This window comes from Streptomyces sp. NPDC088097 (genome assembly GCF_044741845.1).
In the GTDB taxonomy this organism is placed as follows: domain Bacteria; phylum Actinomycetota; class Actinomycetes; order Streptomycetales; family Streptomycetaceae; genus Streptomyces.
In genome coordinates this window covers 114,947-129,738 of sequence record NZ_JBIUTJ010000006.1, presented here as the reverse complement: position 1 = coordinate 129,738, position 14,792 = coordinate 114,947, and the positions used below count along the sequence as shown (strand labels likewise).

The 14,792-nt window shown below is 73.5% G+C and carries 16 protein-coding genes; 7 read left to right on the top strand and 9 right to left on the bottom strand.

Features of this window, described 5'->3' with window-relative positions:
* Positions 1–36 precede the first annotated feature (36 nt).
* Both ACIOD1_RS20135 and ACIOD1_RS20130 read left to right on the top strand, forming a co-directional pair.
* On the top strand, positions 37–696 hold the full coding sequence (locus ACIOD1_RS20135) for a spherulation-specific family 4 protein (RefSeq protein ID WP_365614985.1): 660 nt from the start codon (positions 37–39) through the stop codon (positions 694–696).
* Positions 693–1,517, top strand: a complete 825-nt coding sequence (locus ACIOD1_RS20130) for an endo alpha-1,4 polygalactosaminidase (RefSeq protein WP_401903674.1) — start codon at positions 693–695, stop codon at positions 1,515–1,517. Before ACIOD1_RS20135 ends, ACIOD1_RS20130 begins: the two co-directional genes overlap by 4 nt.
* Positions 1,518–1,534: 17 nt before the next feature.
* On the opposite strand, the gene ACIOD1_RS20125 is transcribed toward ACIOD1_RS20130, so the two are convergent.
* The 5 genes from ACIOD1_RS20125 to ACIOD1_RS20105 all read right to left on the bottom strand — a co-directional run bounded on the left by ACIOD1_RS20125 (position 1,535) and on the right by ACIOD1_RS20105 (position 7,909).
* Positions 1,535–2,716, bottom strand: coding sequence for a histidine kinase (locus tag ACIOD1_RS20125; RefSeq protein WP_365614982.1), 1,182 nt, complete (start codon positions 2,714–2,716; stop codon positions 1,535–1,537).
* An 81-nt stretch (positions 2,717–2,797) separates the two neighbouring features.
* Positions 2,798–3,526 carry a hypothetical protein gene (locus ACIOD1_RS20120; protein ID WP_365613764.1) on the bottom strand — a complete coding sequence of 243 codons (729 nt, stop codon included), beginning with the start codon at positions 3,524–3,526 and terminating at the stop codon, positions 2,798–2,800.
* Positions 3,523–5,406, bottom strand: coding sequence for a phosphatidylglycerol lysyltransferase domain-containing protein (locus tag ACIOD1_RS20115; RefSeq protein ID WP_401903671.1), 1,884 nt, complete (start codon positions 5,404–5,406; stop codon positions 3,523–3,525). Before ACIOD1_RS20115 ends, ACIOD1_RS20120 begins: the two co-directional genes overlap by 4 nt.
* Before the next feature lie 80 nt (positions 5,407–5,486).
* Complete coding sequence (gene cobT / locus ACIOD1_RS20110; RefSeq protein WP_365613758.1) at positions 5,487–6,617, bottom strand: nicotinate-nucleotide--dimethylbenzimidazole phosphoribosyltransferase; 1,131 nt, start codon at positions 6,615–6,617, stop codon at positions 5,487–5,489.
* Positions 6,618–6,694: 77 nt separating this feature from the next.
* The gene (locus tag ACIOD1_RS20105) at positions 6,695–7,909 is read right to left on the bottom strand and encodes a bifunctional adenosylcobinamide kinase/adenosylcobinamide-phosphate guanylyltransferase (protein ID WP_401903669.1); all 1,215 of its coding nucleotides are present in this window, start codon (positions 7,907–7,909) and stop codon (positions 6,695–6,697) included.
* Positions 7,910–8,013: 104 nt separating this feature from the next.
* Between ACIOD1_RS20105 and ACIOD1_RS20100 the strand changes: the two genes are divergently transcribed.
* Positions 8,014–8,226 (top strand): hypothetical protein, encoded by a 213-nt coding sequence (locus tag ACIOD1_RS20100; protein ID WP_365613752.1) that lies wholly within the window; start codon positions 8,014–8,016, stop codon positions 8,224–8,226.
* 118 nt (positions 8,227–8,344) lie between these two features.
* Here ACIOD1_RS20100 and ACIOD1_RS20095 read toward each other — a convergent pair whose 3' ends face one another.
* Positions 8,345–9,052 carry a class I SAM-dependent methyltransferase gene (locus ACIOD1_RS20095; RefSeq protein ID WP_401903666.1) on the bottom strand — a complete coding sequence of 236 codons (708 nt, stop codon included), beginning with the start codon at positions 9,050–9,052 and terminating at the stop codon, positions 8,345–8,347.
* Positions 9,053–9,210: 158 nt separating this feature from the next.
* Positions 9,211–9,819: a DUF3043 domain-containing protein gene (locus ACIOD1_RS20090; RefSeq protein WP_365613749.1), complete on the bottom strand. Its 609-nt coding sequence runs from the start codon at positions 9,817–9,819 to the stop codon at positions 9,211–9,213.
* Between the two features lie 253 nt (positions 9,820–10,072).
* Between ACIOD1_RS20090 and ACIOD1_RS20085 the strand changes: the two genes are divergently transcribed.
* Both ACIOD1_RS20085 and ACIOD1_RS20080 read left to right on the top strand, forming a co-directional pair.
* Positions 10,073–10,867 carry a PspA/IM30 family protein gene (locus tag ACIOD1_RS20085; protein WP_365613746.1) on the top strand — a complete coding sequence of 265 codons (795 nt, stop codon included), beginning with the start codon at positions 10,073–10,075 and terminating at the stop codon, positions 10,865–10,867.
* Between the two features lie 12 nt (positions 10,868–10,879).
* Complete coding sequence (locus ACIOD1_RS20080; protein ID WP_365613743.1) at positions 10,880–11,158, top strand: hypothetical protein; 279 nt, start codon at positions 10,880–10,882, stop codon at positions 11,156–11,158.
* Positions 11,159–11,260: 102 nt separating this feature from the next.
* Here ACIOD1_RS20080 and ACIOD1_RS20075 read toward each other — a convergent pair whose 3' ends face one another.
* A complete protein-coding gene (locus ACIOD1_RS20075; RefSeq protein ID WP_401903661.1) occupies positions 11,261–12,034 on the bottom strand; it encodes a hypothetical protein in 774 nt (257 codons plus the stop codon).
* Positions 12,035–12,104: 70 nt separating this feature from the next.
* Between ACIOD1_RS20075 and cobS the strand changes: the two genes are divergently transcribed.
* Positions 12,105–12,926 (top strand): adenosylcobinamide-GDP ribazoletransferase, encoded by an 822-nt coding sequence (gene cobS / locus ACIOD1_RS20070; protein ID WP_401903659.1) that lies wholly within the window; start codon positions 12,105–12,107, stop codon positions 12,924–12,926.
* 55 nt (positions 12,927–12,981) lie between these two features.
* Here the strand turns inward: cobS and ACIOD1_RS20065 are convergent, their stop codons facing one another.
* On the bottom strand, positions 12,982–13,806 hold the full coding sequence (locus ACIOD1_RS20065) for a hypothetical protein (protein WP_401903656.1): 825 nt from the start codon (positions 13,804–13,806) through the stop codon (positions 12,982–12,984).
* Between the two features lie 90 nt (positions 13,807–13,896).
* Here ACIOD1_RS20065 and ACIOD1_RS20060 point away from each other — a divergent pair, with 90 nt between their 5' ends.
* On the top strand, positions 13,897–14,616 hold the full coding sequence (locus ACIOD1_RS20060; protein WP_365613729.1) for a response regulator transcription factor: 720 nt from the start codon (positions 13,897–13,899) through the stop codon (positions 14,614–14,616).
* The last annotated feature ends 176 nt before the right edge of the window (positions 14,617–14,792 follow it).

The window sequence follows — 14,792 nt, the reverse complement described above, 5'->3', positions numbered from 1 at the left end:
GCCCGTCACGTGACCCCGTACGAGGAGAAGGACCCCATGCTGCTGGTGCCGCTCTACGAGCATCCCGCCGACCGGCCCGAGGAGTGGGAGCGGATCATCCGGTCCGCCTCCACCGGGCGCCTGCACTCCGTGGTGCTCAACCCCGACAGCGGGCCCGGCGACGCCCCCGACGAACGGTTCGCCGCCGTCGCCGCCCGCCTGAAGGAAGCGGGCGTCCCTGTCCTCGGGTACGCCGACACCGACTACGGGCGCCGCCCGCACGCCGCCGTCGTCCAGGACCTGCTGCGCCACCGCGACTGGTACGCCACCGACGGCGCCTTCCTCGACCAGGCCGCCTCCGATCCGGAACTGCTGCCCCACTACGGGCGGCTCGCCGTCGCCGCCCGGGCCGCCGGCGCGGCCACCCTCGTCCTGAACCACGGGGTCCACCCGCACCCCGGGTACGTGGCCCTCGCCGACCTCCTCGTCACCTTCGAGGGCCCCTGGGACGCCTACCGGGAGGAGAGCGCCGCGCCCCCGTCCTGGACCGCCGACCACCCCGCCCGCAGGTTCTGCCACCTCGTCTACGCCGTCCCCCCGGACGCGCCCGCCGCCGAACTCGCCGCCCGGCGCGGAGCCGGTGTGCACTGCGCGGTCCCCGGCACCGGCGCCCACCCCTGGGGCACCCTCCCGTACGCCCTGGAGCCCGCGGGATGAACCGTCGTAGCGGCGGACGCCTCGCCGGCGCCTGCCTCGCCGCGCTGCTCCTGCTCACCGCCTGCACCGCCGGACCGGACGACGGGCAGAGCCCCGAACCGCTCCCCAGCCGGGTGCCGGGGGAGATCTGGCGCCCCCCGCCGGGCACCGCCTGGCAGTGGCAGCTCACCGGCAGACTCGACACCTCCGTCGACGTGCCCGTGTACGACGTCGACGGGTTCACCACCACCGGGCAGCAGGTGGCCGGGCTGCGGGCGAAGGGCCGACGCACCATCTGCTACCTGTCCACCGGCGCCTGGGAGGACTTCCGCCCCGACGCCGGGGACTTCCCGAAGGAGCTGCTCGGCAAGGGCAACGGCTGGGACGGCGAGCGCTGGCTCGACGTCCGCCGGCTGGATGTACTGGAGCCGCTGATCGCCAAGCGGTTCGACATGTGCCGCGACAAGGGCTTCGACGCGGTGGAACCCGACAACATGGACGGCTACCGCAACGCCACCGGTTTCCCCCTGACCGCCGAGGACCAGCTGGAGTACAACCGACTGATCGCCCGCCTCGCCCACGAACGGGGCCTCGCGGTCGGCCTGAAGAACGACCTCGACCAGATCCCGCAGCTCGTCGGCGCGTTCGACTTCGCCGTCAACGAGCAGTGCGCCGAGTACCGGGAGTGCGAGCGCCTCACCCCCTTCATCGCGGCGGGCAAGGCCGTCTTCCACGTCGAGTACGAACTCCCCACGGACCGCTTCTGCGACCGGGCCAGGGAGCTGAAGCTCAGCTCCCTGGAGAAGAAGTACGAACTGGGCGCCTGGCGGAAGTCCTGCTGAGGGGCCGTGCGCCCGCCTCACACGGGCAGGATCGCGTGGACCCGGTACCCGCCCCCGTAGCGGGGCCCGGCGAAGCAGGAGCCGCCCAGGGCGCCCGCGCGTTCGCGCATGCCGAGCAGGCCGTGGCCGCCGCCCGGGTCGGTGGGCACGGGGGAGGAGTCGGCCGAGTCGCCGCCGTCGTCCAGGACCGTCACCTCCACCGAGGGGCCCACCCGCACCACGCTGACCTGGGCCCGCGCCCCTGGACCGGCGTGCTTGCGCACGTTGGTCAGTGCCTCCTGGATCACCCGGTACGCGACCAGGTCCACGGCGGCCGGCAGCGCCTGCGGACCGGGCCCGGACCCCATCTGCAGCGCCGCCTCCACCGGCAGCCCGGCGTTGCGGAAGGTGTCCAGCAACGCGTCCAGGACCGCCAGTCCCGGAGCCGGCTCCGTCGGCGCCTCGGGGTCCCCGGACTGGCGCAGCAGCCCGACCGTGGCGCGCAGCTCGTTCAGCGCCGAGCGGCTCGCGTCCCGGACGTGGGCCAGTGCCTCCTTGGCCTGGTCGGGGCGCTTGTCCATGACGTGCGCGGCCACGCCCGCCTGCACGTTGACCAGGGCGATGTGGTGGGCCACCACGTCGTGCAGGTCCCGGGCGATCCGCAGCCGTTCCTCGGCGACGCGCCGGCGGGCCTCCTCCTCGCGGGTCCGCTCGGCGCGCTCGGCCCGCTCCCGGATGGCGTCGACGAAGGCCCGCCGGCTGCGCACCGCGTCCCCGGCGGCGGCGGCCATCCCGGTCCAGGCGAAGATGCCGATGTTCTCCTGCGCGTACCAGGGCAGGGGGCCTGCCAGCATGGCCACCCCGGTCAGCCCGGCCATCGTGAGCAGCCCGATCCGCCAGGTGGTGTTCCGGTCGGTGCGCGCGGCCACCGTGTACAGGGCGATCACCGCGCACATCGCGACGGGCGCCCTCGGCTCGCCGGTGGTCAGCTCCAGCAGTGCCAGCCCGCAGGTGGCGGCGAGCACCGCGAGCGGGCGCCGGCGCCGCAGGACCAAGGCGGCCGCGCCGGCGAGCATCAGCAGCAGGGAGAACGGCTCCGGGGTCCGGGTCCCGAAGGTGGGCCCGTGCTCCCCGTGCGGGTCGGCGAAGGACCCCACCACCATGCAGACGAACGCCCCGAGGGCGAGTGCGGCATCGGTGGCCAGCGGGTGGGCCCGCATCCACCGCCGCGTGCGGGGGAAGGGCCCGGGGTCTGTCGTCACCCCGATACGGTACGGGCTCCTCGGCGCCCCGCGTACGGCTCAGACGGGCGCGGTCCCGCGGGACGGCGGCGCCCCGGGCCGCCGCCCCAGCGGCTCCCGGGAGCGGGGCGGGCCCCAGCGGGCGCGGACCAGGCACAGGCACATGACCGCAGCGATGGCGGCCAGGTGCTCCTTGCCCGCGAGGTTGTCCTTGACCAGCACCTCCCCGATCATCACCAACACCACCACGGTGCCGGTGAGGTACGCCCGGTAGCGCCAGCAGACGTAGATCGCGAGGCCCACCACCGCCGCCGAGGGGCCGGTGTCGTTGACGATCCGGTCGGAGTCCGGCAGGCCGAAGGGGTGGTCGGCGCCCAGCGAGAGGCCGATCCGGGCGTAGGTGGTTCCGGCGAGGGTGGCCACGTAGCCGATCAGCAGGGTGCGCCACCAGCCGATGCAGATCTCGGAGATCCCGAAGACCAGCAGGATCTGGGCGAGGGCCCCCCAGACCGGCAGGTCGAGCGCCGGGACGAACAGGGACAGCGGGGTGCGCAGCAGAGCGAGCCACAGCGGGTCGACGGCCTTGACGGAACCCAGGTTCTGGACGGGTTGGAAACCCCAGGACGTGTTCTGCACGATCTGGAAGACGGAGGTCAGGCAGACCGCGCCGATCGTCATCGGGACCGCCCGCCACTTGTCACGGACGAGCGCGTCCCGGAGGGTCCAGAACAGGGGGCCCCACTCGCGGCGGGCGAACCGCCGGAGCGAGGCCGTCGTCCGTGCTGTCAACGAATCGTCTCCAGATGTCTGCGGTGCAGCCACTTCGGCAGGCCGGGAGCCTCCAGGAAGCCCTCGGCCCGGCCCGCCGCGATCCCGATGCGCAACAGGTCGGAACTCTTCTCGAAGAGCATGAACCGCGGCTCCCAGATCGGGCGGTATTTGGCGTTGGCCCGGTAGAGGGACTCGATCTGCCACCAGCGGGAGAAGAAGCTCAGCAGCGAGCGCCACATGCGCAGCACCGGACCCGCGCCGAGCTTGGACCCCCGCTCGAAGACGGAACGGAACATCGCGAAGTTCAGTGAGACCTGTGTGACGCCGATCTCCTTGGAGCGTTCCAGGAGTTCGATGACCATGAACTCCATCAGGCCGTTCTCGGAGTCCCGGTCACGCCGCATCAGGTCGAGGGAGAGCCCCTTCGGCCCCCAGGGCACGAAGGACAGCACGGCGCGCAGGTCGCCCTTGCCGTCGGTGCACTCCAACATCACGCACTGGCCGTCACCGGGGTCACCCAGTCGGCCCAGCGCCATGGAGAACCCGCGCTCGGTCGCGCCGTCGCGCCAGTCGTCGGCGCGCTCCAGCAGGACGGCCATCTCGTCGGCGGGGATCTCGCAGTGGCGACGGATGCGGACGGTGTACCCGGCGCGCTTGACGCGGTTGTAGGCCTGGCGGACGGTGCGCATGGCGCGGCCGTCCAGGGTGAACTCGTCGGTCTCGACGATGGCCTCGTCGCCCAGTTCCAGGGCGTCCAGGCCGTGGCGGGCGTAGATCTGCCCGGCCTCCTCGCTCGCGCCCATGACGGCGGGGATCCAGCCGTGCTCGCGGGCCTCGGCCAGCCAGGGCTCGATCGCGCCGGGCCAGGCCTCGGGGTCGCCGATGGGGTCGCCGGAGGCCAGCGAGACCCCGCCGACGACCCGGTAGGTCACGGCGGCCTTGCCGGTGGGGGACCAGATGACGGACTTCTCGCGACGCAGCGCGAAGTAGCCGAGCGAGTCGCGGTCGCCCTGCTTGGCGAGCAGGGCCCGCAGCCGCTCCTCGTCCTCGGGGTTCAGCGGGTCGACGGCGCGCCGGGAACGGAAGGCCGCGAAGAGGACGGCGGCCAGCAGCAGCATCGACATCACGTTGACGAAGACGTCCACCCAGGCGGGCGTGGTGATCGCGTTGTAGCTCTTGTCGTCGGGCGCGAGGGTGATCAGGCGCATCACGCCGTAGCGCCAGCGGGCCAGGAAGGTGGCGTCGACCCGGTCCGGGTCGGTGTTGGTGGCGCCCACCAACAGGGCGGCGACGAGTGAGGTCAGCAGCAGGCCCACGGCGGCGACGGCGGTCGCCAGCCGCGGGTTGGAGCGGTCGCCCTTGGCGTAGAACTCGTGGCGGCCCAGGAGCAGCGCGCCGACGAAGGCGGCGGTCAGGGCGAGCGAGACCCAGTTCTGCGCGTGCTGGCGGAACTCCGGGTAGCACAGGCTGAGTTCGCCGCCCGTGCAGGGGGCGAACGCGGCGACGGCGAAGGTCAGCAGGAGCAGCCCGCCGACCACCAGGTTCAGGATCCACGCGGCCCGCTTGCGGCGGCCCATCGTGACCGCCAGCATCAGCGAGAACAGCCCGGAGGCGAAGCCGGCCGTCAGCAGGTACGGGGTGTAGAAGTCGGCGGTGTTGTGGCGGCGCAGGTCCTGCCCCAGGGACAGCCACACGGCGCTGAGGAAGTTGACGAAGGTGACGGCCCGCAGGTACCAGACCGCGAAGGCGGCGCTGCGCCGTGATCGGGTACTCCCCCTACGGGTCTCCGGCTTCCCGGCGGTGTCCCCGCCGGGCTCCTTCCTGCCGGTCGAACCCTTGCCGGACGCCTGATCGAGGCTCCGGTCGGTCTCTACGCTGGTCAAGCGGACCTCTCCCATGAAAAGCGATGATATGGGGCGTCACCGTCCACAGGCAGTGCGAGCACTGCGGACTGGTCAGGCCCGTAGTGCCCGGTGTCTCAGTCCGTCGGCTGCCCCACGGAGTCCGTCAACCCTGACACAGCGTCCGTCCGCTGTCCCACAGCGTCCGTCGGCTGTTCCACGGCCGCCCGCTCCGGGAGTTCCGCCGCGAGTGCGGCGGCCGCCTGGAGCAGGGGGAGTGCCAGCAAGGCCCCGGTTCCTTCTCCTACTGTGACGCCGTGGTCGAGCACGGGGTTGAGCGCCATCCGGTCCAATGCCTTCGCCTGGCCCGGCTCCCCGCTGGCCTGTCCGGCCAGCCACCAGTCCGGGGCCCGGAAGGCGGCCCGTTGGGCCACCAGCCCGCAGGCGGCCGAGACCACCCCGTCGAGGATGACCGGCGTCCGGCGCACCGCGCACTGGAGCAGGAAGCCCGTCATCGCGGCGACGTCCGCGCCGCCCACGGTGGCGAGGAGGGCCATCTGGTCCCCGAGCACCGGGCGGGCCCGGCGCAGGGAGTCGCGGATGGCGGCGCACTTGCGCATCCAGGCCAGGTCGTCGATCGGAACCCCGCCGCGACCGGTGACCACCGAGGCGTCGGTCCCGCAGAGCGCGGCGACCAGGGTGGCCGCCACGGTGGTGCCGCCCACGCTCAGGTCGCCCAGCACGACGAGGTCCGTACCGGAGTCGGCCTCCTCGTCGGCGATCCGGATGCCCAGGCGCAGGGCGGCCTCGGTCTCCTCGGCTGTCAGCGCGTCCTCGACGTCGATCCGGCCGCTGCCGCGCCGTACGCGGTGGCGCGTCACCTCGGCGGGCAGCAGCTCCGGATCACAGTCCAGGGCCGCGTCCACGACGCGGACGCCCGCGCCGAACCGGGCCGCCAGGATCGACACCGGGCTGGTTCCGTCGAGCACGGAGCGCACCAACGCGTGGGCGCTGCCGGCGGCGCGGGCGGACACGCCCTCGGCGGCGATCCCGTGGTCGGCGGCGAAGAGGACGACGCGCGGCCGCACGATCGGCGCGACCGGAACCCGGCCCTGCGCGGCGGCCAACCATTCCGCCAGCTCGTCGAGCCGGCCCAGCGCGCCGGGCGGCACGGCCAGCCGCTCACGGCGATCCTCGGCGTCACGCCGGACGCCCCCGTCGGGGCGTTCGATCAGATCGGAGAAGTCGTCGAGATTCAGCGTGGTCATCTGCCAGAGAGTACAGCCGCTCAGGCCCCTCCCCGGGGGGTCCCCGGCCGATCCGGCCGGGCGGTCGCGCACCCCGGTCAGCGCGGAGGTTCGCGCAGTACCAGGGCCTGACCCGCCACCACGAGCAGGACGTGCTCGCACTCGCCCGCCACCGCGTTGTTGAGCCGGCCCAACTCGTCGCGGAACCGCCGTCCCGACGCGGTCGCCGGGACCACCCCCGCCCCCACCTCGTTGCTCACCAACACCACCGTGCGCCGGGTGGCGCGGACGGCGGCCACGAGGTCGGCGGTCCGCTCGCGCAGCTCCTTCGCGCCGCCCGCCGCCCACACCGCGTCGTCCCACGCCCCGGCCCGGTCCATCGCGTCCGTCAGCCACAGCGCCAGACAGTCGATCAGCAGCGGCGGGCCCTGCTCCTCCAGCAGCGGCACCACTTCACAGGTCTCCACCGTCCGCCAGCTCGCCGGCCGCCGATCCCGGTGCAGGCCGACCCGCTGTGCCCAGTCCGCGTCGCCCTCGCGGGAGCCGCCCGTGGCCACGTAGACCACCTCGGGGAAGGTCGCGAGCCGCCGCTCCGCCTCGAAGGACTTCCCGGAGCGGGCGCCGCCCAGCACCAGGGTGCGCCGGGGCGGCGCCGGCGCCGGGGGGTACTCGCCCGCCACGACCGTGGCCCCGTCGGGCACGGCACGCGCCCCGGCCGCCGCGCACCGGCGTTCCAGCTCCGGGCCGGGCGGGACGTCGTGGTCCAGGTGCACGGCGATCACGTCGGTGGCCGGGCCGACCGCCCCGCTCGCGCGGAGCCGGACCAGCGCGTCCGGGCGGCCGAGCACGTCCGCGAGGACCACGTCGTACGGGCGCCGCCCCCGCACCCCGTTCGTCCCGGCCGGGGCCCCGCCGGGCGGCAGGTACAGCAGCCGCGTCCCGTCCGGGCCCGTGACCTCGTAGCCGGTGCCCGGCGCGTCCACGGGCACCGCCCGCACCCGGTGCCCGCTGATCACCGCCAGCTCCCGCCCGTCCGGCACCCGCCCGGCGGCCGGCAGCCCCGGCGGCAGCTCCACGGGGGGCCCGTCGTGCGGGTGGGTCAGCAGCACCTGGCGCACCCCGGCGAGCGAGTGCCCCGCGCGGGCCCCGGCGAGGACCGCCCCGGGGGTCAGGTCGAGCAGCAGCGCCCCGTCGACGAGGACGGCGGTCGCGGCCCGCGCCCGGGCGCCGACGGAGACCGCGCAGGCGGCGCAGGGACAGCCGGGGCGGGGCAGTCCTTCGGGTGTACCGGTGCCGAGCAGAGTGAGTTCCACACGGAGATCCTCCCGCGTCGCCGCGAGTGGTGCGCGCCCGGTTACTCTGCGGGCAGACTCAAGGTGCGCACAGCGCGAGCAGCGGACGAGCAACGGAGGCGGACATGGCGTGGACGTGGCGGTTCGAGCAGGCCGACGGCAGCGTGACCAACCCGTCGGTGGAGCCGGAGGAGTTCACCACGCAGGGGGACGCGGAGTCCTGGATCGGTGAGTACTGGAAGGACCTCCTCGAAGGAGGCACGGAGCGGGTCAAGCTGTCCGACGACGGCGGCACGGAGCTCTACACGATGAGCCTGCGCGAGGCCCTGGACGCGTAGCCCCCGGCGGGGGCCACATCCGGGCCCGGGGCGCCTCGCGCTCCGGGCCCGGATGTCCCGCCAACGTCTTCCCGCGCCCGTCTTCCCGCGGGCGTACTCCCGCGGGCGGCAGGACGGCTCAGCCGCGAACGCCGCACAGGTGGAGGAGGGCCGCCACCGCGCGGTACGGATCGGTGCGGCCGGCGCGTTCCTCGGCCGCGAGGAGGCGTTCCAGTTCCTCGTCGGGCGGCAGCTCCGCCCCCGCCTCGGTGCCGTCGGTGAAGACGCGGACCCCGTACCAGGTGTGCAGGGGCGCGCCGATGCCCGACAGCGTGGCCGTCAGGTCGGCCAGCCGGTCGGCGCGCACGTCCAGGCCCAGCCGGTTCGTGTAGTCGACGGAGTCGAAGGCGGCCAGGGCCCGCGTCCAGTCCCCGGACAGGCCCGGTCGCATGGCGAGGGCGTCCCCGTTGCGCACGAGGAGGGACAGCAGTCCGCCCGGCGCCAGCATCCGGGCCAGCCCGGCGAGCATCGCGTCGGCCTCGGGCACGTACATCAGGACCCCGTGGCAGAGCACCACGTCGAAGCTGCCCGGACCGAAGTGGGCGCCCGTCTCGCGGCCGTCGCCCTCCATCAGCCGGACCCGGTCGCGGATCCCGGCGGGCTCGGCGGCCAGCGCGGTGCGCGCGACCTCCAGCATCGCCGGGTCCATCTCCAGACCGGTGACCATGTGGCCGGCGCGGGCCAGCCGCAGCGCCTGCGTGCCCTGGCCCATGCCGACGTCGAGCACCCGCAGCCGCTGCCCGACCGGGAAGCGGTGCGTGATCTGTTCCTCGACCTGCCGGCCCACGAGTTCCTGACGGACCGCGTTGCGCAGTCCGCCCAGGCCTTCCAGCCAGAGTCGGGACCCGCCCGAGAACCGCGAGGGTGCCGAAGACCCCGACGGGCCGGAGCCCGTCGGGGTGCTGTCGTCCGGCGACGCCGCGAGTGAGCCGGGCGTCGCTCCGGTCAGGGCCGTTCCCCGCGCTTGACCTGCGGCTTGGGCAGACGGAGCCGGCGCATCTGAAGCGTGCGCATGACGCCGTACGCGATCGCGCCGCGGCGCGGCTCGTCCGGGAAGCGCTCGATCAGTGCCTTGCGGAGGCGGAACACCAGGCCGATGGAGTCGAGGATGATCAGGACGATCACGCCGAGCCACAGGGTCAGCGCGATGGTCTGGATCTGGTTCACCCGGACCATGCTCAGCACCAGGATGATCACCGCGAGCGGCAGGAACATCTCGGCGACCGAGAAGCGGGAGTCCACGAAGTCGCGGACGAAGCGCCGTACCGGACCCTTGTCACGGGTGGGCAGGTAGCGCTCGTCGCCGTTGGCCAGCGCCGTGCGCTGCTTGGCCATCTCTTCGCGGCGGCGTTCACGGGACCGCTTGGCGTCCTCCTTGCGATTGCCGGTCGAGGCCACCACGGCCTTGCGCTGCGACTGGGCCACAGCACGCTTCGGCGTCGGGCGGCCCTTCGGGGCCTGCGGATTACGGGGCTGCGAGAGGCCGGTGCTCACCTTGTCGGTGGCTGCGGCCTTCTCTTCCTTGGAGGAGCGGCTACCAAACACAAAACCCAAGCCTACGTGGTCGAGGGCATGTGCCCCACCTCGCCGGGGAACGATCCGGCAACGGCGGGCGTCTACCGGGTGCGGGGTTCCTGCGGTCTCGGGGATCACCTACTCCTTACGCCTGACACGGGCGTGGGGGTACTCGTCCTGGAGGAGGAGCGCATCCGTACTCGAACAGTGCGGTAATGGAGACAGGGCCCGTACTGTGGGTTCTGTCGGTGACCTGGAGCACAGTCCGTCTAGAAGGGGGCGCGCGAAGCCCATGAGCGGTGTCATGAAGCGTATGGGGATGATCTTCCGCGCGAAGGCGAACAAGGCCCTTGACCGGGCCGAGGACCCGCGCGAGACCCTCGACTACTCGTACCAGAAGCAGCTGGAGCTGCTGCAGAAGGTGCGCCGCGGGGTCGCCGACGTGGCGACCTCCCGCAAGCGTCTGGAACTGCAGCTGAATCAGCTCCAGGGTCAGTCCGCCAAGCTGGAGGACCAAGGCCGCAAGGCCCTCGCCCTGGGCCGCGAGGACCTGGCCCGCGAGGCCCTGTCCCGCCGCGCCTCGCTCCAGCAGCAGGTCAGCGACCTGGAAGTGCAGCACCAGACCCTCCAGGGCGAGGAGGAGAAGCTGACGCTGGCCGCGCAGCGACTCCAGGCCAAGGTGGACGCCTTCCGGACGAAGAAGGAGACCATCAAGGCCACCTACACCGCCGCCCAGGCGCAGACCCGGATCGCCGAGTCCTTCTCCGGCATCTCAGAGGAGATGAGCGACGTCGGCCTGGCCATCCAGCGGGCCGAGGACAAGACCGCCCAGCTCCAGGCCCGCGCCGGCGCGATTGACGAGCTGCTGGCCTCCGGCGCCCTGGACGACCGCAGCGGTCTGGGCTCCAAGGACGACATCCAGGCCGAGCTGGACCGCCTCTCCGGCGGCACCGACGTCGAGCTCGAACTCCAGCGGATGAAGGCCGAGCTGGCGGGCGGCCCGTCCGCGCAGCAGCCGGCCATCGAGCCCGGCGCCCCCGGCACGGGGCAGCCCTCGCAGACCCAGCACCGCTTCGACAAGCAGTAGGACGGGGCCGTCATGATTGTCCGCATCATGGGGGAGGGCCAGGTGCGGGTGGCGGAGAGCCACCTGACCGAGCTCGACACGTTGGACGACGAGCTGCTGGCGGAGATCGAGAGCGGTGACGAGTCCGGCTTCCGCCGGACCCTCGGCGCCCTCCTCGACGCCGTGCGCCGCCTCGGCGAGCCGCTGCCGGACGAGACCCTGGAGCCCTCCGAGCTGATCCTCCCCGGTCCGGAGGCCACGCTCGACGAGGTGCGGTCGATGCTCAAGGACGACGGCCTCATCCCCGGCTGAGCCCGGACCGGCTGAGCCCGGACCGACCCCGGCGCGGCGCCCGGACCACCCGCCGTACGACGAAGGGCCCGCCCCCACCCGGGGCGGGCCCTTCGTCGCGTTTCACTCGCCCCGCTTCGCCGCCGTCCGCTGCGGATCGGGGGTGTCAGGGGTGCCCCCGATGAAGTTCTCGAACCGGCGCCGGGGCCTGGCCCAGCGCCGGTCGTGGTGGAAGGCCCGTAGCCCGGCCCTGGCGCGGGCGCGCGGGCGGTTCGCGTAGAACTTCTTGCCGTACGGGGAGTCGGGCCGCGCCAGCCGGATCGCGCCGATGAGCGCGACGAAGGGGATCACCAGGCCGAAGACCGCCGTGCGGGGTTTGCCCTTCCACAGGGCGACCAGCGCCAGGAAGAAGTTGCCGGCGGTGTTCATGACGACCAGGCCGCGGCTGTGCCGTTCGCCCGGGGTCAGCTCGTTGACGCCGAAGGGCAGGAACCCGCCCAGCACCAGGGCCACCAGGGCGGCCGTGAGCACCACGATCTCCACGCTCTTGCGGCCCTGCTCGCTCCAGTAGACGTCGTCCAGGTGCAGGATCAGCGCGAACTCGTCCAGCACCAGGCCCGCGCCCAGCCCGAACAGCACCGCCGACAGGGCCGACCCGAAGCCGTGCCGGCCGCTGCCGACCGCCCCGAAGCCGCCGATGATGACCAGGACCACCCCCGGGACCACGTGGTGCACGTGCACTCCGCCCGGGGTGATGTTCTTGAAGGGGCCCCGACCGGCCCGGATCAGCCGCGTGATCACCCGTGTGACCAGGAACGACAGCACGAAGGACAGCAGCGCGAGCAGCAACGGGAGCTTGCCCGGCTCGATGATGTTGCGATACCACCAGTGACCCACGACACCCGCTCCCGTTTTGACACCTCATGGGCAATTTACCGTCCGTGGTGAACAGGTAGCGTTCCCGCCGATGAAAGATTCGTTCGATGATCCGCCACCGGTTCCGCCCGCCGAGCGCGCCTCCCTGCCCGACGGGATCCGCTTCGCCTTCGGGACGCTGACCGTGCTGCCCGCGCGCATCACGCGCTGGGACCGGCCCGCTGCCCGCACCGGGATGGCCTGCGCCCCCCTCGTGGGCCTCGTCGTCGGCCTCCTCGCGGCCCTGCCCGGGACCGTACTCCTCCTCGGGGGCGGCGGCCCGTTCCTCGCCGCCGCCGTCACCGTCGCCGTCCCGGCGGCGCTGACCCGCGGACTGCACCTGGACGGGCTCGCCGACACCGCCGACGGGCTGGGCAGCGCCAAGCCCGCCGGCGAAGCCCTGCGGATCATGAAGCAGTCCGACATCGGCCCCTTCGGGGTCGTCGCCCTGCTGGTCGTCTTCCTGATCCAGGTCGCCGCGCTGACGAACGCGTACGCCGACAGCTGGGTACGGGGCGCCCTCGCCACCGTGGTCGCCACGGTCACCGCCCGCCTCGCGATGACCCTGGCCTCCCGCGCCGGAGTCCCCGCCGCCCGGCTCGAGGGCCTGGGCGCGGCCGTCGCCGGCGCGGTCCCGCACCGCACGGTGGTGGCCGTGACCGCCGCCGTGCTGGTGGCCGCCGCCGCGGTCGCCCTCCCCGCGGGCCTGCCCGCCGCCGTCCAGCACGCGGTGGCCGTCCTCGCCGCCCTGCTCGCCGCCGAACTCCTCCTGCGCCGCTGCGTCCACCGCTTCGGCGGCGTCACCGGCGACGTCTACGGCGCCCTGTGCGAACTCGCGGCAACCACCACCCTCGTCGTACTCGCCCTCGGCTGACCGGCGCCTCCGAGCGCCGACCCGGACCGACCCGGACTCGGACCCGAACGACGACCTAGACCGGATCGGCCACCGGATCGACCGACTCGGCCGCGTGGCGGGCCGCCACCGCCGTCACGACCCGGTCCCGGGCCACCCGGCGGGCGTGGCGCAGCCGGGCCTCGGCCGGGGCGAGCGGCAGGAACCAGAGCCAGCCCCACACGCTGAAGGACACCACGCCGGTCAGGACCAGGAGCCGGTTCGTCGCCAGAGCGAGCGCGAACGCCAGCCCGTAGGCGACGAGCCGGTAGCGCAAGAGCAGGCGCAGCGGGGCCTTCGACGGCCCGGCGAGCAGTTCCAGCACGACGGCCACCTCGGCGGCCCGCAGGTCCTCGGGGTGCCGGGGGCGCTCCGCCTCGACCTCCCCGCCGCCCAGGGCCAGGGCCACGTCATGGCCGAGAGGGGCCCGTTCCCAGGGGCGGGGATGCTCGGGACCGACCGGGTGGTCCACCCAGTACCCGGGCCCGTCCAGCCCCATCACCGCGTCGACGCGCTCGCGCGCGGCCGACCCGGGCGGTGCCAACTCGGCTATCCGGGCCCGCAGCTCGGTGCCACGGCGGACCCGCATCGGGTGCGCCCATCCGTCCGCGCGCCGGCACAGCTCCTCGTAGGAGACCAACAGCCCCAGGTCGTCGGGCCACTGGGCCAGTCCCGCCTCGAAGGCCCGTTCCGCCTCGATGTCGTGCTCGTCGTCGTCCTCGGCGGCGTGCGCCACGCCCAGCCACCGGTGGAGCGCCGGGCCGGCCCCCTCCTCGGCCAGCCCCTCACGAGCGGTGCGCCGTACGTGCGCGTAGCCCTCGACGGCGAAGAGTTCCTCGCACCGCGTCGCGCGGTCGACCATCGTTTCCCCACCCGTTCCCGTAGACCAGTACGCGTACCCTGCGGTACCCCTTGACCAGAGGTCAAGGAATCCGCCCCGTACCCTCGGGGGGTGGAAGAGACCGGGAGCGGGACTCAGGGCGGTGCGCCCATCACGGTGCTGCTCGCCGACGACCAGGCACTGTTGCGCAGCGCCTTCAAGGTGCTCGTCGACTCCGAGTCCGACATGCGGGTCGTGGGGGAGGCCTCCGACGGGGCGCAGGCGTACGAGCTGGCCCGCGCGACGCGCCCCGACGTCGTCCTCATGGACATCCGGATGCCCGGCACCGACGGCCTCGCCGCCACCCGCATGATCAGCGCGGACCGGGAACTGGCCGCCGTCCGCGTCGTCATGCTGACCACCTTCGAGGTCGACGAGTACGTGGTTCAGGCCCTGCGCGCCGGCGCCTCCGGCTTCCTCGGCAAGGGCGCGGAGCCCGACGAGCTGCTCAACGCCATCCGCGTCGCCGCGGCCGGCGAGGCCCTGCTCTCCCCGGCCGCGACCAAGGGGCTCATCGCCAGCTTCCTCGCCCAGGGCGGCCGGGCCGACGTCCCCACCGCCACCACGGCCCACGCCGACCGGCTGGCCGCGCTGACCGGCCGTGAGCGCGAGGTCCTCGTGCACGTAGCGGCGGGTCTGCCCAACGACGGCATCGCCACCCGTCTGGAAGTCAGCCCCCTCACCGTCAAGACCCACGTCAACCGGGCCATGGCCAAGCTCGGCGCCCGCGACAGGGCGCAATTGGTGGTCATCGCGTACGAATCGGGCCTGGTCCGCCCCCGCACCGACTGACCGGTCGGTCCGCGGAGTAGGGCGGAAGTACTGCGGACGCGGTATGCCGGACATAAGGACGGCACCTGCGAGCGACGCAACGGCGCCGCACCGTGGGCGAGGCTGGTGTTCCCTCGCGTGAGCCCGACGGCACGAGCCCGTGCACGCACCGAAGACTGAAGAGAGATCCCACACCC